The organism is Cyclobacterium sp. 10D3-21, from assembly GCF_055809755.1.
In genome coordinates this window covers 6,554,709-6,577,344 of the sequence record NZ_CM147924.1, presented here as the reverse complement: position 1 = coordinate 6,577,344, position 22,636 = coordinate 6,554,709, and the positions used below count along the sequence as shown (strand labels likewise).

Genomic DNA, 22,636 nt, shown 5'->3' with positions numbered 1-22,636 from the left:
CACGCAAGATCAATTGCAATGTTAAGAAGAAGAAGGCTACTACTGGTTTTGTCCATTATTCTCTTGGGAATAGTACTGTCCGTGAATTTTTTCATGGAAGGAAAACATCAAGCTGATTATGGCCAATATAAAGTACGTCTTGAAAAGCGTTTGGCAGCAGTGATCCAAGGCTTTGATGAGGACTATGATGAAATTTTGGGTAGCCTCCAAAATGACAAATTGGTTACTTTCAAAAGCCTTAATATTGACCACCAATTTCACTTTTATTTGTTCTCTCAGGAAGGTGAGTTGACGTATTGGTCAAACATAGACATGGTGCCTGAATTCAATAACTTTTCTACCTCAAAAAAGTACCAACTCCTCGATAATAGTAGAGGGATTTATTTTACTAAACTTAGGAAACTTACCCGCAACAATAAAAATTATTGGGTGTTGCAAGTCCAGCCTTTATTTGATAAGGTGGAGATAGACAATGAATACCTTGAAAGTGGATTCAATCCAGAAATTTTTGGCAACGATAGGTTTTTGTTGTCAGATAGGCCAAAAGAGAACTACCAAAAATTGTATTTTGATGGGGAATACCTTTTTTCAGTGTTCTTCAGAGTCGGCTATGATGCTCCCGGGAAGTCGATTAATCACACCTTGTTAATATTTTTCTTTTCATTACTAAGCCTTGTGTTGCTTATTGGTGGTGGTTTTGTGTATACTTTATGGTCAAAAGGACAAAAAGTTCTGGCAACCATTTATACCTTTCTTATTCTTTTTTGCGTGAGGGTCATTATGTTAGCGTTTCGTTTTCCCAATGATTTTTTTCATACTGGAATCTTTGACTCAAGTCTTTATGCCTCCTCCCGGCTAAATCCTAGTTTAGGGGACCTACTATTGAATGTGATTTGCTATTTGGTTGTATTGATCATGGTTATTGCGATTTTAAGTAGAAGGCGGGTAGCTATTTCTTTCATTAATTTCAGAAAAAAATATCCTTACTGGCTAAATCTTACCGGAGCCTATACTTTGTCCACAATCTTAATGTTTCTGGTTTTTTACCTGTATTTGAATATTGTTGAAAATGCGCAATGGAATTTAAATATAGGGGCCATTCCTAGTTTTGACTATCTGAAAATTGTAAGCCTGTTTGTTGTTTTTTTAGGGGGAGCAGCCTACTTACTTTTTACTATTATTGGGTTAAATATGGTACTATTTAGGAGCACCAAAAATCAAACTTACCCTTTAAAGGTTTTGTTAATTTTCGTATTGCCGTTTTTAGTTTTTCTACTCTTTTACAACTTTGTTTTATTCATAGCTTTCATCGCGCATATCATTCTCCTGGTGGCCATAATAAGCTTTAAGCTTTATGAAAGCTTGTTTAGGCTTGATTTCAATACCTTTCTTATGTTTTTCTTTGCCTGTCTAATAGGGGCTGTGATTACTGGTGCTGCCGCTTATCAGGACCTTAGATATGATGAAGTTAGGTCAAAAGTAAAGTTTGCCAATAATGTCATGCTTGATAGGGATGTGATGGGGGAATTTTTACTTGAGGACATCTTGACAAGAATTGGAGACGATGCCTTCATAAAAAGTAGACTGTCCGATCGATTGCTTTCCAAAGATCCTATTGAAAGAAAAATAAAGAAAATTTACCTGGCAGGTTATTTTGACCAGTACCGGCAAGAAGTAAGTGTCTTTGGTCAGTTAGGGCAGCCCGTTTTGGAACAGGGTAATACTGTTGAACTTGCTGAATATAAAAAGCGGTACATGAACAGTGATTATGCTACTCAAGTGCACAATCTTTATTTTATCAAATCCACTGAGACCAATACGGGAAATAGGTTTGTCGCTTTTATTAAAATCCAGCGGGACAGTGATTTTCTGGGCACAATAGTCATAGAGCTTAACCAGCAAAGAATTGAGTCAGGAAAGGCTTTTCCAAAATTGCTTATGGACAATAAATACGTGTCCAACTATATAGAACGTGACTTTGATTTTGCCATTTTTGAAGAAAATGTGTTGAGCTATAGCTCAGGTATCTTTAGCTACCAAGGAGTAGACATGGAAGAGACGCTAGAACATGAAGAGATCTACACCACCGGTGTTTTGTTCAATGGATACCATCACTTGGCAGTGAAGTACAATGATAAGGTGATTGTTGTTTCTTCCCAGCAATATCCCAACAATTACATTTTAGCAGATATAGCTTTTCTTTTTGTGGCTTACCTGATTTTCACCCTTCTATCCGTATGCGTATTCCTTTTGTTGATTGGTATTAACCAGCTAAGATTCAATTATGCTACCAAATTACAATTGTACCTGAATTTTGCTTTTTTCTTCCCGATGTTGGTCATTAGCGTAATTGCATTGGGATTTTTGAGCCATTCCTATACTGAAGATTTGCATCGTCAGTATTTTCAAAAAGCAGGGATAATAAGAGATAATTTGGGACGTGACCTTGGGGGGGAGCAATTCAATACTTTGAACAGGGATGACATTAATAGTGAACTTTACGCACTGGCAAGTGCTACAGATGCAGACATTAACCTCTATCTTCCTGATGGGATCCTTATGGCTACCAATCAACCCACCATATTTGACAAGAAAATTTTAACGCATTATTTGCACCCCAAAGCTTATGCTGCAATTATTGAATCATTGGAGAACCGATTGCTGCAAACCGAGCAAGTGGGTGGACTGCAGTACAAAACGGTTTATTTGGCACTTAAGAACGGAGAAAACCAAAGACTTCAAGCCATTATAGCGATTCCTTTCTTTGAATCTGAGGAGGAATTGAACCTGATGATCACGGAGGTATTCAGCAATATTCTGATCATTTTCGTGATCATTTTCCTACTGTTTTTAATTATTTCCTATTTCGTATCTAAAAACCTTACCCATCCTTTTAAGCTTCTGACTCAAAAACTTAAGGATACTGATCTGGAAAACAATGAATACATGGTGTGGCCGGCAAAGGATGAAATAGGCTTGTTGGTCAATGAGTACAACAACATGCTATATAAGCTGGAATCTAGTAAGAAGGTCTTGGCCTCAAATGAAAAAGAATCTGCATGGAGAGAAATGGCCAAACAGGTGGCGCATGAAATAAAAAATCCTTTAACGCCAATGAAGCTTACCCTTCAGCACTTATTGCGACTGCAGGCAGCAAACAAACTTGACAATGGTCAGGCATTGGTAAACCCAATTAATTCAATTATTCATCAGGTAGATACATTAAGTGATATAGCCAGTTCTTTTTCTACATTCGCTAAAATGCCTCTTCCTAAAAACCAGGAACTAGAATTAAGAAATGTGGTGTTTGAAACCATATCCATATATTATAACAGGGAAGATGCCGAAATCGAGTTGGAAGACCTTACCAATGAAGGCACGTCGACTAAAATAATGGGAGACCCAAAATTGTACAGTAGGGTAATATCCAATCTCGTTATCAATGGAATACAAGCTGCTGTAGAAGGCAATAAATCCAAGATCCTTGTTCAGTTGGTATTTGAAGGAGAGGCGCATATAAAATTGGTCATCAGGGACAATGGTAAAGGGATTTCTGAAGATTTAAAAGACAAGGTTTTCATGCCGAATTTTAGCACCAAAACGGATGGGTCAGGGTTAGGTTTGGCCATTGCCAAAAGAGGTGTTGAAACTGCTGGGGGTAAGATATGGTTTGAGACCTCCCCTGGCTCAGGTACGACCTTTTTCCTGCTATTTCCTCTAATCCCATGATTCCCTGATTAATTGATAGGAATTGTTTACTTTAGCTCCTTGTAAGAGATTGAGATATGCAGTTGGTGAAGTATTTTTTTGCTTTTTCATCAGTGCTTTTAGCATTGACCAATCCCACGATGGCACAGGAGCAAAAGTGTCTATGGAGAGCTGTCAGTACGGAAAAAGCCATTTATTTTTTGGATTCAATGTCATTGTTGGAATCAAGTATTCAGGTACAAGATGCCCTTGGAAATAAATTCTCCTATGAATATGACATTAGCACAGGTGGACTAACGATACTTGATGAGGAGAACAGTCCCCAGGATTCCCTTTTGATTTGCTTTCGAACCTTGCCTTTTTCTTTGAGTCATGTATTCCAAAACAGAACACTTAAAGAAGATTATGATTCTATGGCCTTTTTCAAAGACAGTCCTCCAGAAAAAAAGGCCATTTATGATTTTAGAGAAGAAGTGTTTACTTCCAGTAAACTCAATCAATCAGGAAACCTGACCAGGGGAATATCGTTTGGAAATACCCAAAATGTTTTTGTAAACTCGGCTCTTAACCTACAGATGGAAGGGGAATTGACAGAAAACCTTAACATTAGAGCAAGTATCACTGACCAGAATGTGCCCTTCCAGCCAGAGGGGAATACGCAGCAAGTTCAGGATTTTGACAATATATTAATTGAGCTATACAATGATAAAATTAATTTGGCAGGTGGGGATGTCGTGCTTCAGCAGCGTAAATCTGAATTTTTAAGGTACTATAAAAATGTGCAGGGGCTTCAATTTACTTCAGACTATGCAATCAATGAAAAATGGGAAGCCTCAACCAGAGTAGGTGCAGCCATCGCCAAAGGTAAGTTTGCCTCTATGAATTTAGAGGTAAATGAGGGTGTTTTGGGGCCTTATCGAATAAGAGGGCCAGGAAATGAACGATTTGTAATCGTTTTGGCCAATTCAGAAAAAGTTTTTCTGGATGGCAAACAATTAAAGCGAGGCTTTAACAATGATTACACCATAGATTATAACCAGGGGGAGATCACTTTTACCCCTACAGTGTTGATCACCCAGTATTCCAGGGTGAGGGTGGATTTTGAATATGCAGAACGAAATTTCTCCAGATCTATAGTCACCGCCAATCATATTCAAAAAAGCAAAAATGTCACCTTCTACCTTAATTATTACAGGGAGAAAGACGACCGGAACCGTCCTTTATTTACTGAGCTTAGTGATGGAGATAAAACCCTTCTCAGCAGTGTGGGAGATGATATTTTTTCAGCAGCCATTCCTAGAATAGACAGTATAGCCTATGATTCAAATAGGATATTGTATAGGAAGGTCACTGAATTCACGGAAAATGGAGAAACCCAAACCTACTATGAATACAGTACGGATCCCTCAGTGGCTTATTATGCAATTAGTTTTACAGAAACTACCCAGGGTTTGGGCAATTATAAAAGAAAACAACAGTTGGCAAATGGGGTGGTTTATGAATATACACCTCCCCTAAATGGAGTCGCGCAGGGGAATTACACGATAAGGTCACCACTGCCTTCCCCCAACAAAAAACAGATGATTACTACTGGAACAGAAATCAGATTGGGGAAGTATGAAACCACCTTCGCTGAACTGGCTATTTCGGATCAGGACCAAAATCTATTTTCAGACTTAGACGATGCCGATAACAAGGGTTTCGCATTTAAGGCTGGCTTAAGGTCGGAAGGAAGAACTTTTAAAAAATTTAAAGATTACCTCTTTAATGGACAAACGACCGTTGAATACAATGCTGCAAGTTTCTCTTTTGTGGACCGCTTAAGGTTTGTGGAATTTGACAGAGACTGGGGCTTGACTGACAGAAAGGAGGAAGACAAGGCAGCTGAAAAATTGTATAATATTAACCTTGAATTGGTGAAAGACAATGAGAATCAGCTTTCTTATAACCTGGACCTGAGAAATAGGACAGGCGTGCTGTCTGGAATTCAACAAAGAATAAAATTAAACCAGAAACTTTGGGATAGGCTTTTGCTCACCAATGATTTTTTCCAGCTAAACAGTGAAGTGTTGCCCTTACAATCACATTGGCTGAGATACCAAGGGGAGATCAAATACCCAACAGCAGTGGTAGTGCCTGGATATAGGTTTACGGTGGATAAAAACAAGGTTGTTGACCCTCAGAGTAATCAGGTAGTCTCGACAGCGATGAATTTCGAAGAGCATCAATTCTCATTAACTACCAATGATACTTTAAAGTATTCATTTTTTGCGACCGTCAGTTTGCGAGAGGACAAAGCAGTACTAGACGACCAACTGAAACCAGACACCAAAGCTTTTATGAACACTTATGGAGTCAAAGGAACTTTTGGTGCACATACTTTAAATGGTTCGTTCACTTACAGAAAGCTTACATTTTTGAGCAAAGACCTTCCGGAAGAGACAACTGTCATGGGGAAATTGGACTATCGGAGTGCTCTATTTGAGAACAATTTAACCAATGAATTTACCTATGCGTTGGGGAATGGGAGAGAACTAAGAAGAGAATTCGTCTTTTTACCTGTTCCAACTGGTGAAGGAACCCATACCTGGAGAGATGACAATGAAGATGGCATACAACAATTGAATGAATTTTACCTGGCGATAAACCCAGAAGAGAAGAATTTCATAAAAGTATTTGTTCCAACGGACGAGTACCTTCAGGCTTACACTACCCTGTTTAATTATCGCCTAAGTGCAAAGTTCCCTTCCAAATGGAAAACTACTACAGGCCTGAAAAAGTTGTTGGTAAGATTTTCTAACAACACGAACTTAAATGTAGAAAAGAAAATTACCTCCCGTGATTTCTTGCAACGGATAAGTCCCTTTCAGGCAGGTATACCAGATACCTCCTTGCTTTCTTTGCGGCAGTCATTCCGTTCTTCTTTCTTTTTTAATAGGGCCTCACCTAAGTTCGGCATGGATTTGTCTTTTTTTAATAGCCATCAAAAGCAATTGCTAACAGGAGGTTTTGAGGAGTTGTCTCAGGACGATTGGCGGTACAATGCCCGTTACAATATTGAGACCAAATGGAATTTGCTGTTCTATGCAAATAGGGGCAAAAGAAAAGCCTCATCAGACTTCTTGGACAACAGGAATTTTAATATTGAACAGTATACATTGGGACCGGAAATAAGTCTTCAGCCTAGCCCCGTATTCAGAACGATCCTTCAATACAGGTTGACAAAAAAAGAAAATTTGACCAATATTGAAATTGATGAGAAGGCCCAGTTACACGAAGGTGCAATAAGTTTTAGGTTAGCAAAAGCCATAAAAACGACGGTGAATGCCCAGGTGAAGTATACTTTTATAGATTACAATGGAACAGTGAATTCACCCACCGGATATGAGATGCTTCAGGCCCTAACTCCCGGAAACAATACCAGCTGGAGCTTGAGTTGGTTGCAAAAAATAGGAGAAGGATTACAGTTAAACCTGGTTTATGAGGGTAGAAACTCAGAAGGTCTGGACCAATTGGTCCATACTGGACGTATGCAGGTTTCAGCCCTGTTTTGATTAGGCATAGCCATTGAAAAATTGTAGATTTGTAACAGTTATTTTTGTTGTTGTACTAATTATTAAAGCACAAACTAATGTCGAAAAGTATTTTGGTTACCGGAGGTACTAAGGGTATTGGTAAAGCCATTATTCTTGAATTTGCCGCCAAAGGTTTTGATATATTTACCTGTAGCAGGAATCAAGGAGAGTTAGAGGCGTTGAAAAATGAGATAGAGAAGAAATTCTCTGCGGTAAAAGTATACATCAAGAAAGCAGATTTATCTATAAAGGAAGAGACAAAATCTTTTGCATCTTTTGTAAAAAAAATTGCTGTGCCTGATGTTTTAGTAAATAATACTGGTATTTTTATTCCAGGCAGTCTGCATTCAGAGTTAGAAGAGAATTTTGAAAAAACCATGCATACAAATCTTTTCAGTGCTTATTATTTGACAAAAGCCTTTACTGAGGATTTCATGAATAGAAAAAACGGACATATTTTTACTATTGGAAGTATAGCAGGGCTTACTGCGTATGCCAATGGTGGAAGTTACGCTGTCTCAAAATGGGCCATGCTGGGTTTCACCAAATGTCTTAGACAAGAGATGATACCCCATGGGGTGAAGGTGACGTCTGTGTTGCCTGGTGCTACCTATACGGCGAGCTGGGAGGGTATTGATTTACCGGAGAATAGGTTCATTGATGTCGCAGATGTGGCGGCATCTGTTTGGTCTGCTTATAACCTTTCACCTCGTTCTGTTGTTGAAGAGATAGTAATCCGACCTCAATTAGGTGATATATAATTATGGAATTGAAAACAGTCACAGAGAATCAGCAGTACTGCAATAGTCTTACGAATTACTCCAGAAGGAAAACTATACCTGTAAGGATTGGAGACTTAATTATTGGTGGCGACAACCCAATTGTCGTTCAATCCATGACTACCGTGGATACCATGGACACCCTGGGTTCTATAGAACAATGCATTCGTATGATTGATAGCGGATGTGAATTGGTGAGGATTACAGCCCCCAGTATCAAAGAAGCAGAAAATCTAAGACACATTAAGGAAGGGCTGAAAATGCGGGGATACACTACTCCGTTGGTAGCCGACATTCATTTTACTCCTAATGCAGCTGAAGTGGCTGCTAAAATTGTAGAAAAAGTCCGGGTAAATCCGGGGAATTATGCTGATAAAAAGAAATTTGAAGTTTTAGAATATACAGACTCATCCTATCAGGCTGAACTAGAAAGAATTAGAGAACGTTTTCTTCCTCTGGTAAACATCTGTAAAGCACATGGAACAGCCATGAGGATTGGAACCAACCATGGTTCATTGTCTGACAGGATTATGAGTAGGTACGGTGATACTCCCTTGGGAATGGTCGAATCCGCACTAGAGTTTTTGAGGATTTGTGAAGACGAAAACTACCATGATATTGTGATTTCTATGAAATCATCCAATACTCAGGTAATGGTCCAGGCCTATCGACTTTTGGTAAATAAACTAGAAGAGGGAGGTTTTAAACCTTATCCCCTCCATTTGGGAGTGACAGAGGCAGGGGATGGTGAGGACGGAAGGGTCAAGTCTGCTGTTGGAATTGGTGCTTTACTGGAAGATGGTCTGGGAGATACTGTTAGAGTTTCTCTTACAGAGGATCCTGAGTTTGAATCTCCTGTGGTAAAAACACTTATCAACAGGTACGCAACAAGGCCTTTAGAATCCGGTATTAAGCCCATCATTAATTACCCAATTGATCCCTTCGGTTACAATAAAAGGGTAGCGGTGGAAGTAGCAAACTTTGGAGGAAGCAATGTGCCTAGGGTCATTACAGATGTGTCCACCATTGATCTTTCTCAACCAAAAGACCTGAAATGTACCGGACATTTTTACCTTCCTGAATTGGACAAGTGGAAAATGAATGACCAGGGATGTGATTATGTATACTCGGGAAGTAATCCTGTTCCATTTATGCTTCCAAATGGTCTAAAGGAAATTTTAACCTATGAAACCTGGGACCAACAAGAAGACAAAAAAAACAAGCTTCCGGCTTTAAGTTTGGCACATTTGAGAAAAAATGTGCCCTTACATGAGGAACTGAATTTTATACTTGTTTCATCAGAGACCATAGCCGAGACAATTCCTTATTTGAACAATGAACTACCGATGGTCATTCTTTTGTTTTCAAATAGTGGACATCAAATGCAAGCAATAAGAAGGGCTATAGTTGCACTTATCGATGCAAAAATCAATTTGCCTGTAGTTCCTAAGGTAAGTTATAAGGATGGAGATGCTGAAAAAACAATGTTGTTCTCAGGTACTGATGTAGGAGGTTTGTTGATTGATGGCCTCGGTGATGGTATTCTTATAGGATTAGATCAACTTAAACTAGGAGATAAGGAATCAATGTTGGAGCAGGTTAAATTGCATAATTCTGTAAGCTTTGGTGTGCTACAAGCAGCAAGGACCAGGATGTCAAAAACCGAATACATTTCTTGCCCCTCTTGTGGTAGAACGCTGTTTGACCTTCAGGAAACTACTGCCTTAATTAGGAAAAGAACAGATCATCTGAAAGGAGTGAAAATAGGAATTATGGGCTGTATAGTAAATGGTCCAGGTGAAATGGCAGATGCAGATTATGGGTATGTAGGATCAGGAAAAGGAAAAATCACCCTTTACAAAGGAAAAGAAGTGATGAAAAGAGCTGTTCCTTCAGAAAATGCTGTTGACGAACTAATAGACATTATCAAAGAAGATGGACAGTGGATCGAACAAGAATCCGCAGAGCATTAAAAGTCTCATCAAGAAAACCTGAATTAAATTAATATGGCTAGTAAATTAAAAGAGTTTTTTCAATTGGGAGAAGTTGGGGAATACTTCATAAGGGTATTTAAAAAACCTGACCCTAATCAAAAAACCAATTTTAATCTTAGGATGATGCATGGCATCAATAAGATCTCGATATTGGTTTTCCTTGCCGCCTTGATCTATTGGATCATCAAAAGGTTGGCCTAATGAATATTGAAACTTTTAGGGAGTATTGTTTGGACAAGCCAGGAGTAACCGAGGATACTCCATTTGGCCCCGATACACTTTGCTTTAGAGTAGGAAACAAACTTTTCGCTTTATTGGATATTGACAATTTTGAAAGTGTCAATTTGAAGTGTGACCCTGAAAGAGCTGTTTTATTAAGAGAAAGACATGATGGCATCAAACCAGGCTATCATATGAATAAAAAACACTGGAACACCGTTTCGTGTAATGGAAGCATAAGGCCCGATCTTCTTTTGGAACTGGTAGACCATTCCTATGCTTTGGTTTTTTCAAGCCTTCCTAAAATATTGAAAGAAGAAATCAACGGATGAGTTACCTTAAAATTGAAGGGTTAACCAAAACTTATAATGGTGAACTGAAAGCCCTTGACGCACTGACGCTGAATATTTCTAAAGGTGAACGCTGGTCTATCATAGGTGCCAGTGGAAGTGGTAAAAGCACTTTATTAAAACTTATCGCTGGCATGGAAGTTCAGGATGAAGGTGTCGTCTATTTAGAAGGAGAGAAAATCCTTAACCCAGAGCAAAAGCTGGTAGCAGGCTATGATGAACTTCAGCTTGTGAAACAGGACAATGGATTGTTTCCACTGTCTACTGTAGCTGAAAATATCAGCAGGCCCTTGCTTCAATATGACAAGAACTATGCCGCTGAGAGGCTTGAAACCTTATTGTGGGTATTTGGTTTGGAGGAAAAAAGAGACAATTTTCCTCGGCAGTTATCAGGCGGTCAGCAGCAAAAAGTAGCCATCGCAAGGGCGCTCAGCCTTGAGCCGGAGGTTTTACTTTTAGACGAGCCTTTTAGCTCTTTGGATAGTTTGCAAAAAAGAGGTCTTCTGGATGAATTGAACCTCATTTTTAAATCTTTGGAGATTACGGTGATCATGGTTACCCATGACATACAAGATGCACTTTTGCTTACTGAAAATATTTGTGTGCTTTCTGATGGAAAGCTATTGCGTCAGGGAAAGGTAAAGGACATCTACAATAATCCTGAAACTGCTTATGTAGCAGGATTTTTTGGGCCCCTTAATAGTGTACCAGGGAAAGCTAACCAGTACTTACGGCCTTCATCCATAGAAAATTCAACAGAAAAAGGGAAATTAAAAGGAAAGGTTTTGTTGAAACGGTATTTCCCTGACTATGATCTGCTTACAGTAAAAGTTCCTGGCAAGTCCCTTCCCTGGCAAATTACCCGGACCCAAAGAGATATCTCCGAAGGAGATACCATTTATATGAGTTGGGAAGAGGATAAAATTTTGATCCTAAAAGACATCTAACGTTGTAAAGATTAAGTTACTTTGAAACCTTCTTCTTTTTCTTGTTCAGTAGCTTCTCTTATAGCAAATACCTCACCATCAAAATGTAGGTTCATGCCCGTAAGGGGGTGGTTGAAATCCAATAGCACTTCCTCTCCAAGATCCTTTACCACTTTTGCTTGCATTGGATAGCCATCCTCATCGATCAATGGAAGGAAATTCCCTTCTTGAAGCATCCCTTCCTCAAAACCTTGTTCCTTGTTAAACTGTGCCTTTGGAACAGATACGATGAGATCATCGTCCGGCTTGCCATAGGCCTCTTCTACGGTTAGTGTAAAATTAAAATTATCACCTTTCACTTTATTTTCTAGTTTTTCTTCAAAAGTTTTAGGCAGTCCACTATCACCATATAGGAAATAGAAAGGGTCATCTTGGTCTCTGACTTCAACACTAAAAGGCAATGAGTCGGCCTCTTCATTGGTAACCTTTAATTCGTAGGTCAACCCTACAATGGCATTTTCTTCGATTTTCATACTTTTCATTTAAGCGTACAAAGTTAATCTTTATTGATTGGAATTAAAAAATATCCAGCCACCACCCTGATAGTACAGGGAAGTTAATTCAAATGTTTTGCTTACTTTGAGATTCAAATCTGCTTTTTACGATGTAATGTCCTAAAAAGCAGTGTAGTTCTAGAGAATTAAGGGCTTGGTGCTATTTTAAAGCGCCGCAATATTGAGACGAAAATAGCCATGCTTTTTTGTATTTTTAGTAATCAAATCACTAAAAATAAAATACATTGCCTGATAGTTGAAATAAATATTTTATAAAAAATCACCCATGATCTCCGTAGCATTTACAATGAAATTATTGCCTGGGAATGAAGAAGTGTACGAAAAAAGGCATACCGAAATCTGGCCAGAACTGGCTGAATTACTAAAAAAAGCAGGGGTTAAAGAATACCATATTTTTCTGGATAGGTCAAGTGGAGTACTTTTCGCTTTTCAAAACCTCGAAGAATCCAACCAAACCAAAGGACTTGCCGAACTTTCGATCATGAAAAAATGGTGGGCCCATATGGAAGATATAATGGAAACAAATCCGGATCAATCTCCAAAGGTTACTCGTCTGGAGAAGGTTTTTAGTTTATAAAATCCGCCTTAAAAAAACAGTATGAAGCTAGTCGGGAATGGAAGAATCTTAAGCAGCCTATTGGTACCCATGGCATTTTTGCTATTGGCTATTCTGGCTGGCTGCAATAATAAATCCTCAGCAGATATCAAGCAGAAAATTGGCCAATGGCCAGAGCCAACTTCTGAATCCAAACCCTGGGCAAGATGGTGGTGGATGGGAAGTGCTGTTGATAAAGGAAACCTTAGCTATTTAATGCATGAATACAATGCCGCTGGAATCGGTGGACTGGAAATAGCACCTATTTATGGGGCAAAAGGGTTTGAAAATACCTTTTTGGATTACCTTTCTCCACAATGGATTTCTATGCTTCAACACAGTGTAAGCATTGCGGATAGTTTAGACATGCAAATAGATTTGACGCAAGGTACAGGCTGGCCTTTTGGAGGGGAAATGGTCACTCCTGAGATGGCAGCAAAAAAAATGAGCCTACAGCATTATCGTTATTCCCAGGAAAAAGGACTTGACCGCCCTATAGTGATTGAAGAGAAGAATGCCTCAGGGAAAGCCCATTACCTACATACATTAATGGCCTATCAGGACGATAAACAACCTCAAAATCTTACGGATATGGTAGATAATGAGGGTGGCTTGAGTTGGGTTGGTGAAGGGGATTGGGAGTTAATTGCTGTTTTCGAAATACAAACTGGACAAAAAGTAAAAAGAGCGGCACCCGGTGGACAAGGCTTTACCCTGGATCACTTTTCAGAAATGGCGGTTAAACAATATCTCGACCATTTTGATAGTGCTTTTAAAGATGATTTCCCTGGGATCAGGGCGTTTTATAACGATAGCTTTGAAGTGTATGGCGCCGATTTTACAGGAGATTTTTTTAATTATTTTCAATCCAAAAGAGGTTATGATATTAGGAATCATCTGGATCAACTTACCGCTGAAAATACAAGTGAAGAGGGACGCCGATTGAAATCTGATTACAGAGAGACCATAAGCGACATGCTGCTTGAAAATTTTACTCAACAATGGTCTGTATGGGCAGAAGGACATCAAAAACGCACTAAGAATCAGGCGCATGGTTCTCCTGGCAACCTATTGGATCTTTATGCTGAAGTAACTATACCTGAAGGGGAAACTTTTGGCTCTAGTTACTTCCCTATTCCGGGAATCCGCAGGGATAGTTCTGATATACGAAATGTAGATCCTGACCCGATCATGCTTAAATTCGCTTCTTCGGCAGCACATTTGACAGGAAAAAAACTGGTTTCTACAAAGACTTTCACTTGGCTAGGCGAGCATTTTAAATCCTCTTTTTCACAAGCCAAACCTGAGTTAGAGCAAGCCTTTCTTGCAGGGATTAACCACATGTTTTATCATGGGATTACTTACTCCCCGCAGGAGGTAGATTTTCCTGGATGGCTATTTTATGCCTCCCTCAATTTAAATACGCACAATAGCTTATGGCCTCATCTTAAAGGATTCAACGGTTACGTTCAAAGGGTACAGTCTATATTGCAATCAGGAATGCCAGACAATGAGCTGCTGGTATATTGGCCAGTCTATGATGTGTGGGCCGATCCCGAAGGTTTAGGGAAGACCCTTACCGTACATGGAATTGATGAATGGCTACAGCCAACTCCTTTTTACAAGGCTTCAAAAACGCTAATGGAGCTAGGCTATGGTGTGGATTTTGTCTCTGATGCCTTGTTGAATACTTTGCAGGTAAACGAACATACACTTACTGGAGCAGACGGTAAATTCAGATCTGCCGCCATAATAATTCCCAAGACAGAGTATATGCCTGTGGCCACCCTTAAGCAATTGATAGCATTAGCTAAGGATGGCGCTCAGGTTGTTTTTCAGGATAAACCTGCCGATGTGCCTGGATTTAATGACTATGAAGGCAGGAAGGTTACTTTGGATAGTTTGTGGCAGAGTTTACAATTAAAACCAAACGCTCAAGGAAGCGGTGCTGATATTGGGAAAGGAAGAATATTGCTGTCCAATGAATTGCCATTGGCCTTAGGGGCTTTAGGAGTAGAAAGGGAGAAATTAACTGATTTGGGATTAAAGTTTATCAGAAGAAGGGTGGACGAGGAGAAGTATTACTACCTGGTCAATCATACAGCTAAGAAAATTAGTGAAATGGTTTCTTTCGAAACAGTAGGTAAAGCCGCAGTATTGATGGACCCTGAGCAAGGAACCATTGGCCTGGCAAAAGCAAACCCTAATTCGGGGAGTACAGATGTAGCCATTACGCTATTACCGGGACAATCAGTCATTGTCCATATTTTAAATGATTTGCCCAACGGTTTAAAACCCTGGAAGTATGAAATACCAGATCCCAAGATTATTGACGTAAACAGCACTTGGGAATTAACCTTTACAAAAGGAGGACCAGCACTTCCTCCAGCTCAAGTATTGGAAAACCTATTGCCTTGGACTTCCCTGAAAGGAGAAGACGTTGAAGATTTCTCTGGACAAGCCATGTATGAAAGTTCATTTGAACTCGATAGTTTTAATGAAAAGGCGAAGTATGTATTGAATCTTGGTAAGGTGCTGGAAAGTGCCAGAGTATGGATAAATGACAAGGAGGTAGGTTATGCTTTTAGTATTCCCTTCCGATTGGATATAAGTGATTTTGTGAAAAAAGGCGAGAATTCCATAAGGGTGGAAGTGGCAAATCTTATGGCCAATCGTATCAGGTACATGGATAAAAATGAAATCCTATGGAGAAATTATCATGAAATCAATTTTGTAAATATTGATTATAAGCCCTTTGACGCGTCAAATTGGGAAGTTATGCCCTCTGGTTTAAAAGGGCCAGTCAAAATTGAAATACATGATTAATAGCATGTTTTAATTAAATTATTACCTGAAAATGAGAGTATTTAACTTTATTTATTAAATTTATTGACCACCTCCTTTGCGGATTTTTAAGAAAAGCCAAAATAACCTGACCCATGATTGAAGTGAAGCCTCTGATTCGTCTGGATGAAAATTCCAGGATTCCTAAATACCAGCAAATAGTAAATTCTATCATTGAAGATATCGAAAGTAGCTCTCTTTTGGTAGGTGATAAAATACCCTCAATAAATGAAATTAGCGAAGAACACTATTTGTCAAGAGATACTGTAGAGAAAGCCTATAACCAATTGAAGGCCAAAAAAATTATTCTCTCTGTAAAAGGAAAAGGATATTATGTAGCCAAAAACATTTCGACATCAAAGGTGCGGGTGCTGTATCTTCTGAACAAGCTGAGCAACTATAAGCTAAAAACCTACAATTCTTTTATAGATAGTATGGGCACTGATGCCCATGTAGATCTTAATATTTACCATTGCGATCCAAAATTGCTTAAGAACATTCTCACCGAGAATGTAGGCGCATACGACTACTATGTCCTGATGCCGCATTTTAAAGATGACAATAACGGTCATTACAATTTCGATGCGGAAGTAATGGATTGTGTGAAAGAAATACCCTCTGATAAATTAATAATAATGGACAATCAGATCCCGGAATTAGGGGAAAGGGTAGCTTCAATTTATCAAGACTTTAAAAATGACATTTATAACGCATTGATTGAGGGTATCTTTCAGCTTCAGCAATACGATAAGTTAATGCTCGTTTATCCTACCGATATCCTGTATCCCTATCCAAAAGAAATTTTGAGAGGTTTTGAGCAATTCTGCAATGATTTTGATTTTGATCATGAAATTTTGGACAAAGTTTATCCTGAAATGGAGTTACGTCCTAAGGATGCATTTATCGTGATTGAAGAAAATGACTTGGTTAATTTGGTGAAACAGGTTAGGGAACAGCATTTCGAACCTGGGAAGGAGATTGGAATTATATCCTACAATGACACCCCTTTAAAAGAACTTTTGGGCATTACTGTAATCTCTACTGACTTCGAATTAATGGGAGAAACAGCAGCCTATATGATCAAAAAGAACAAAAAAGAGTCGGTTAAAAATATTTTCAAATTCATCAATAGGGGATCCATTTAATGAGTTTTAATGGACACTGATTGTGAAATCCTAATTCCTTCCGAATCCTTTATACCTCAATATAAACTATCATCTAGTATTATTTCAACCTCAGAGAACTGAAATTCAGGGGTGGTTATTTTGATTACTTATTTCTATGGAAAAAAGCAAAAGTTTGGTAGACCGTCTCAATGCGGTCAATGAATATGAACAACAACCCATACCCAATAACAAACTGAAAGGTTGGGCAAGTTTTTTAGGAACCTACGCCGGTGAACATACTGCAGGTACTGAATTTGTAATAGGGCCATTGTTTGTTGCACATGGAGCCAGCGCAATTGATTTAGTTACCGGACTATTGATAGGTAATATTTTGGCAGTATTGAGTTGGGCTTTTCTGACGGCAAAAATCGCTGTCAAAACAAGAGTGACCCTTTATTATTTATTGGAAAAAATTGCTGGTAAAAATTTTACTCTGATTTATAACCTCGTTAATGCAGGTCTGTTTTGTTTCCTTGCAGGTTCAATGATCGCTGTAGCGGCTACTGCCGTAGGAATACCGTTTGATATGGCCATGCCACAGTTGACAGATGTTTACCCCAATAGTATGGGCTGGGTGATAACAGTCTTTGCGGTAGGAGCCATTACCACATTGATCGCCATGCTTGGGTTTGATCAGGTTTCCAAGTTTGCTATGGTAGCTTCTCCCTGGATGATCATGATATTTATAGCTGCCGCATTGGCCGTCCTTCCAAGATTGGGAGTCACAGAAGTCGGATCGTTTTGGTCAGTCGCGGAAAGTACTATCTGGACAGGAGTTCCTTTGGATGGGCAGAGTAAATTTGGTTTTTGGCACATTATGTTCTTTGCATGGTTTTGTAATATGGCCATGCATATAGGAATGGCTGATTTGTCTTTGTTGAGGTATGCCAAAAGGTGGGAGCAAGGGTTCTCGTCCGCAACAGGTGTGTTTTTGGGACATTTTATTGCCTGGATTGCCTCTGGTATTTTGTATTCCTTATTTCTAATAGAGTCCAAAGGAAGTCTCACTTTTGCTCCGGGGCCAATTGCCTATAGTGCGGTAGGTGCTGCAGGGGCAATCTGTGTGGTGATCGCTGGCTGGACCACCGCCAATCCAACACTATATAGAGCAGGACTAGCGATACAATCGATCAATCCGAAATGGAAAACATGGAAAGTAACCCTCTTTGTAGGTTTGTTCACTACAATTGCGGCTTGTTTTCCAGCTTTGGTCATGCGTTTACTGGAGTTTGTAGCCTTGTATGGTTTGATTTTAATGCCTGTTGGAGCGGTGATTTTTATTGATGTTTACTTGCTGGATAAGTTAGGCCTTAAATCCAATTATGCCGAAGTAAAAGGCATTCAGCTAAATTGGGCCGTAGCCATTACTTGGGTAATTACCTTGAGTTTGTGTGTGTTAATTAACAAACTTTTTGGCGTTGAAATCTTCTTCCTTGGGCTTCCAGGCTGGTTTATAGCTGTTGTAGTATATGTTTTGGCAAGTAAATTGATTCAAAAGAAATGAAACTATTATTGAAAATTATATCATTTATAGGCCTGGGTTTATGTATTGTACCGGCCATTTTAGTGTTTGGTGAACATATGGAGGCATCTACCTGTAAACAACTAATGTTTCTAGGTACAATTTTGTGGTTTGCCGCAGCCCCTTCCTGGATGATAAAAAAAGAAGCAGCATCAGAAGATTAAAAAATTATCCTTGGTAATTTTTTAATCAAAATATTGCATTGGGTAAAATGAGTTTCTGTAAAATTTGGTGGTGTTAATTTTGTTTTTTGCAAAATTAAAGTTTTGTTTTTGGGAAGTATTAATTAAATTAGTTATTATTTTAATTTTATTTAATAACTACTTTTCCAATGAAATTTAGGGACCTACGCATTTGGATATTCATTTTCGGTATCATGCTGTTAATAGGTGCCTATCTGTACCAACATTCAAAAACCAACCAAAGTCAGCTTGAATCGCAGGGTATCAAAGCAATATTCCTTGCCAAGCATAATTTTCTGGATTCCTTTTATAATTATCATGTCCAACTGGAGGGTTATTTTAAGAGGAATTTCTATACCTGGGGCATGGAAGAGGGGAAAGAGGCTGCTTCCCGAATGGTTGGGATGATTGATACACATCCCAAATTTGGCATAGAAAAAATTCAAAATTTTAAGGATGACCTTAAACCGGAGCCACAAATGTTTGCTGATGATGGTATTTCACTTATACAAAGGGATACCTCTTACCTGATCTATGTCAAAGGTTTCCGGTTTTTCCTAAATGATAAAACAAAAAATGGGGAACTACCTGAATTAAACTATGACTCGCTAAGGATAAAAATCAATAATAAGCTAGGCAATTCACTTACACAAGATACGCTGTCCGGAAGAGCATTTGAAATAGACCATTCAGTTTCGGTAAACGATTTAATGGTAGGGAATGTCCAAAGTTTGTTTTTTGACAGGCTTTTTATTTTGGACCAAACAGGGACTGCAATATACCCAAGAGACCTGGCAGGATTACCCGTTGTAAATGTGGATTCTTTAAGCCATGAACAGTCTGTAGGTGAGCGGGAGTTAGATTTACTGGTGTCAGGTAAAGAATACAAAGGTTTTCTCTCCCCGGCAGTGATTGGAAATCAAGTTTTTTATTTACTTGGGGCAAAGGATAAGTCGGGGTTTGAAAGTGTGGCACTAAAAATAAATTTCAAAGTCCTGAGTGCTTTTCTAACGCTTTTGATCTTGATTTTTGTCTCCATTCCAATCATCAGTATCTTTAATCTAGGGGACGGAGATGTTTTGACCAAAAAAAGAGTGATGGGTCTGGGCTTATCATTGATCCTGGTGATGGTGATTTTAGGTTTCTTTTTCTTTTCCTTGTTTCAGAACTACGATAATGAGCACACTTCTGAAAACAACCTCCAAAATGTAAAATATGCTTTCAATTCAGAAATTCAACAATTAATAGAAGGGCTAGAAATTTTTAAGGATGAAATTGAAACCGGGCAGATCCATACCAATCAACCAGAGGATGCACACCATGAAGAGCAAGATGTCAATGAATTTTTAGAGTTTGATTTAGAGGGGAACATCCTTAAAATGTTGATCCCGCAAATGTCTTCTTTCGAAGGCCCTATTGATTTTGGTAATTTCCCCTTTGTTTCCATCGCAAATAGAGACTATGTTAAAGAACTCCGAAATTTAGAACCAGAGCAGGGCTATTTTATTAGTGCACATTCCTCTAAGTCGACAGGAGAACTAGAAGGGGTGATTAGTAAAAAGATTGGTGAACAAGGCTATGCCCTGACTTTTCATCTGGATTCGCTGGTGCCTAAAATTAGCAGGCACCATAGGTTTTTTATATTTAAACCGGATGGCAAGGTTTTATTGATAAGTGAAAAGGTGAATATTCCCATTGATAATCTCAATCAGGGGATAGGAGAGGAAAAATGGCAAGAAATCCGAACCTTAGTTGCCAATAATAAAAATGCGGGTGATGAAAAGATTTGGAAAACACCCATTTATGTCAATGGGCATGAGTACCAGGCATTGTTAAGCCCTATCTCTTCTGCCTCATTTGTTTCGGGAAATTGGGTGCTATACCTGGAAGATACGAATCTGCAACATGCTTTGCATTCCCTGGCTTCCCTCGAAGGGATAGCTGTTTTTGGCCCCTATCTATTGATTTTGGCCTTATTGGGACTATTGACCTTGGTGACCCGTAAATCAAGTATTTACCTTGCCTTTGAAGATTTTTCATTTGCATGGTATAGCCCCTCTCCAAGAAAGAGGCTTAGGTTTCTATGGCTCAATAGTATTCTTTTGCTAGATATAATACTCTTCCTTGTCATCTATCTTTTCTTACCATTAAGTATATTTAAAATATTCCTTTGGTCCTCACTTTTTGCCATTCAGTCGGGAACATGTAATTTCCTTCTTCTCGCTACCATAGGGAAAGATGGCGCCAAGAAAAACATTAATGCATTTTTAATAATGGTAATCCTATTATGGGCCTTTATGGCGGTTTTATTGGGATACCTCTCTTTCTTAAGCCATAGTGGATCAATTTATTTTATATTCACGCTTGTCTTTTTATTGGTGATGGCAGGCATGCAGGTTTTGTGTTTTTACCTCTACCAGACACAAAAATTCCCAACCATTCGCTTCAGTCAGTGGAACAAAACCAGGGTGCTTTTTAAAATGCATCGAAGATTTACTGATTTTTGGACAAGATTAACAGGTTCTGCAGTAGATAAGCGCGTTTTCGCCATTAACCTTCTTTTATGGTTGGTGATTGTTGGATTTTTGCCAGGTTATTTTATTCACCGCCAAATATTTAACCAGGAGAAAATTATATGGGAATATGTAAGTAAAGGCGAAATTGGGTCAGAAGTGCAAGATGTTTCTTTACCAGAGAGCTACGTAAGTTTAATAAAAGCCCATGAAGAATTCAGAAGAAATAATTTCGGGAGATTTTCCAATCAGGATGATGAACTGATCACCAATTTTATAGCAGCTCCTCAGCAGGCGTTAATTGAAGCCTTTAACACCACCCCGAGTATAACCTTCGGGAAACTCAGTCAAGGTATTGGGCTTTGGGAAACGATTCGATCAAATATATTTTTTTTATTGATTTTGCTGGTGGTACTCATTTGGTTGTTTAAAATGATTATGGTTTTGGGTAATAAAATTTACCTTATTGATTATCATTTCACAAATGCTTTTGATCTTTTGCCTAAGGATGCGGAAAAACAAAAAAACAGCTTTATTATAGGTGTAGATGCTTCCAAGTCCAAAGAGTGGATATTAAAACAGTTTGGATGGAAATCCAAGGAAATACTGATGGTAAGACTATTCGATGGGAAGGAATTGGAAATGCCGGAAGTGATGCCAGCGCACAAGGGAGTGATCCTGGAAAACTTTCACTGCCTTGGAGATGTGGAGATGCTTTTGAATACCATGTTGGCTTTTCAAAAAAAATATTGTGAGGGTAAATTAAGATTATTTGTTACCTCTGGAAGGCCACTTCAGGAAATTTTACCTGGTAATATCCCCAAGCAATCGCGGTTGTTGATTACAGAAATTTTTTCAGAATACCTTTTTCAATATGTACCAATAGATTTTGAAAATAAAAAAATTACGCTTCCTTATTTAGGTGATGGCTTAAAATTCTTAGATGAAAAAGCCAAAATAAATTTTGATTTAAGAATGAGGAGTCAACTGTTTAATGATGAAAAAACAAATGGATTAGCAAGAGAAATTGAATATGGCCCCAATGCCAATGCCATCGCATCTCTTATAACAGAAGAGATCTCAAGGGATAAACTGGACATGCCCTTGTCCCAGGAGAGATATGAAAAATGCGTATTGTCTATCCAACGCTACAATAAAGCTTACTATATGAACATCTGGGCAGAGTTAAGCCTGAAGGAAAAGAAAATGGTTTATAACTATGCCAAAGAAGGGTTTATTAACTTTTTCAATAAAGAAACAATGACGGCCTTAATCCAAAAAGGATTGGTAAAGATGAGCCCTGGAATGGACAGTTTGGTTTTGTTTTCTGATAGCTTCAGGAATTTTGTTTGCGTTTTTATAAGTGATGAAGAAGTAGCCCGATTCAAGCAAGATGAAAGTAAATCTGGAAATGCGAGAATGATTCAAGCAGCAGTATTTAGTTTTGTTTTGATATGCATTGCATTGATAAGTTTTTATGACCCCAATATTCTAAATGAAACATCGGCCTATATAACAGGTTTCCTGGGTGTTTCAGGGACTATTTATAGCATTTTGGCAAAAGGGTTTGGAAAAAACACGCCAACTGAAAATCAGTAAATTTCAATTTCAGTAATTTTGGTACTTTAATTGTTACATTCTGAGAAATCGCATAATATTGCAATAGAGTGTTTGGTGCTTTTTTTAAC

General features: G+C 38.6%; 14 protein-coding genes. 13 read left to right on the top strand and 1 reads right to left on the bottom strand.

Going from position 1 to position 22,636, the window contains the following annotated elements; genetic code table 11:
• The first annotated feature begins 18 nt into the window (after nucleotides 1-18).
• The 7 genes from AC0L7T_RS25635 (at nucleotide 19) to AC0L7T_RS25605 (ending at nucleotide 11,572) form a co-directional block, all read left to right on the top strand.
• Nucleotides 19-3,729 (top strand): ATP-binding protein, encoded by a 3,711-nt coding sequence (locus tag AC0L7T_RS25635; protein ID WP_473339443.1) that lies wholly within the window; start codon nucleotides 19-21, stop codon nucleotides 3,727-3,729.
• A 56-nt stretch (nucleotides 3,730-3,785) separates the two neighbouring features.
• Nucleotides 3,786-7,262, top strand: coding sequence for a hypothetical protein (locus AC0L7T_RS25630; protein WP_473339441.1), 3,477 nt, complete (start codon nucleotides 3,786-3,788; stop codon nucleotides 7,260-7,262).
• A 77-nt stretch (nucleotides 7,263-7,339) separates the two neighbouring features.
• Nucleotides 7,340-8,044: an SDR family oxidoreductase gene (locus tag AC0L7T_RS25625; protein WP_473339439.1), complete on the top strand. Its 705-nt coding sequence runs from the start codon at nucleotides 7,340-7,342 to the stop codon at nucleotides 8,042-8,044.
• 2 nt (nucleotides 8,045-8,046) lie between these two features.
• Complete coding sequence (ispG, locus tag AC0L7T_RS25620; RefSeq protein ID WP_473339437.1) at nucleotides 8,047-10,035, top strand: (E)-4-hydroxy-3-methylbut-2-enyl-diphosphate synthase; 1,989 nt, start codon at nucleotides 8,047-8,049, stop codon at nucleotides 10,033-10,035.
• 33 nt (nucleotides 10,036-10,068) lie between these two features.
• Entirely contained in the window at nucleotides 10,069-10,257 is a 189-nt protein-coding gene (locus AC0L7T_RS25615) for a DUF6728 family protein (protein WP_473339435.1), read from the top strand.
• A complete protein-coding gene (locus AC0L7T_RS25610) occupies nucleotides 10,257-10,607 on the top strand; it encodes an MmcQ/YjbR family DNA-binding protein (RefSeq protein WP_473339433.1) in 351 nt (116 codons plus the stop codon). Before AC0L7T_RS25615 ends, AC0L7T_RS25610 begins: the two co-directional genes overlap by 1 nt.
• Entirely contained in the window at nucleotides 10,604-11,572 is a 969-nt protein-coding gene (locus AC0L7T_RS25605) for an ABC transporter ATP-binding protein (protein ID WP_473339432.1), read from the top strand. Before AC0L7T_RS25610 ends, AC0L7T_RS25605 begins: the two co-directional genes overlap by 4 nt.
• Nucleotides 11,573-11,583: 11 nt before the next feature.
• On the opposite strand, the gene AC0L7T_RS25600 is transcribed toward AC0L7T_RS25605, so the two are convergent.
• A complete protein-coding gene (locus tag AC0L7T_RS25600) occupies nucleotides 11,584-12,084 on the bottom strand; it encodes an FKBP-type peptidyl-prolyl cis-trans isomerase (RefSeq protein WP_473339431.1) in 501 nt (166 codons plus the stop codon).
• A gap of 307 nt (nucleotides 12,085-12,391) precedes the next feature.
• Here AC0L7T_RS25600 and rhaM point away from each other — a divergent pair, with 307 nt between their 5' ends.
• The 6 genes from rhaM to AC0L7T_RS25570 all read left to right on the top strand — a co-directional run bounded on the left by rhaM (nucleotide 12,392) and on the right by AC0L7T_RS25570 (nucleotide 22,547).
• The gene (rhaM, locus tag AC0L7T_RS25595; RefSeq protein ID WP_473339428.1) at nucleotides 12,392-12,703 is read left to right on the top strand and encodes an L-rhamnose mutarotase; all 312 of its coding nucleotides are present in this window, start codon (nucleotides 12,392-12,394) and stop codon (nucleotides 12,701-12,703) included.
• Nucleotides 12,704-12,724: 21 nt separating this feature from the next.
• Nucleotides 12,725-15,547, top strand: coding sequence for a glycosyl hydrolase (locus AC0L7T_RS25590; RefSeq protein WP_473339426.1), 2,823 nt, complete (start codon nucleotides 12,725-12,727; stop codon nucleotides 15,545-15,547).
• Between the two features lie 113 nt (nucleotides 15,548-15,660).
• A complete protein-coding gene (locus AC0L7T_RS25585; protein WP_473339424.1) occupies nucleotides 15,661-16,710 on the top strand; it encodes a GntR family transcriptional regulator in 1,050 nt (349 codons plus the stop codon).
• A gap of 136 nt (nucleotides 16,711-16,846) precedes the next feature.
• Nucleotides 16,847-18,235: a purine-cytosine permease family protein gene (locus AC0L7T_RS25580; protein ID WP_473339422.1), complete on the top strand. Its 1,389-nt coding sequence runs from the start codon at nucleotides 16,847-16,849 to the stop codon at nucleotides 18,233-18,235.
• Nucleotides 18,232-18,417 (top strand): hypothetical protein, encoded by a 186-nt coding sequence (locus tag AC0L7T_RS25575; RefSeq protein WP_473339420.1) that lies wholly within the window; start codon nucleotides 18,232-18,234, stop codon nucleotides 18,415-18,417. Before AC0L7T_RS25580 ends, AC0L7T_RS25575 begins: the two co-directional genes overlap by 4 nt.
• 167 nt (nucleotides 18,418-18,584) lie before the next feature.
• Nucleotides 18,585-22,547: a hypothetical protein gene (locus AC0L7T_RS25570; RefSeq protein ID WP_473339418.1), complete on the top strand. Its 3,963-nt coding sequence runs from the start codon at nucleotides 18,585-18,587 to the stop codon at nucleotides 22,545-22,547.
• Nucleotides 22,548-22,636: the final 89 nt, after the last annotated feature.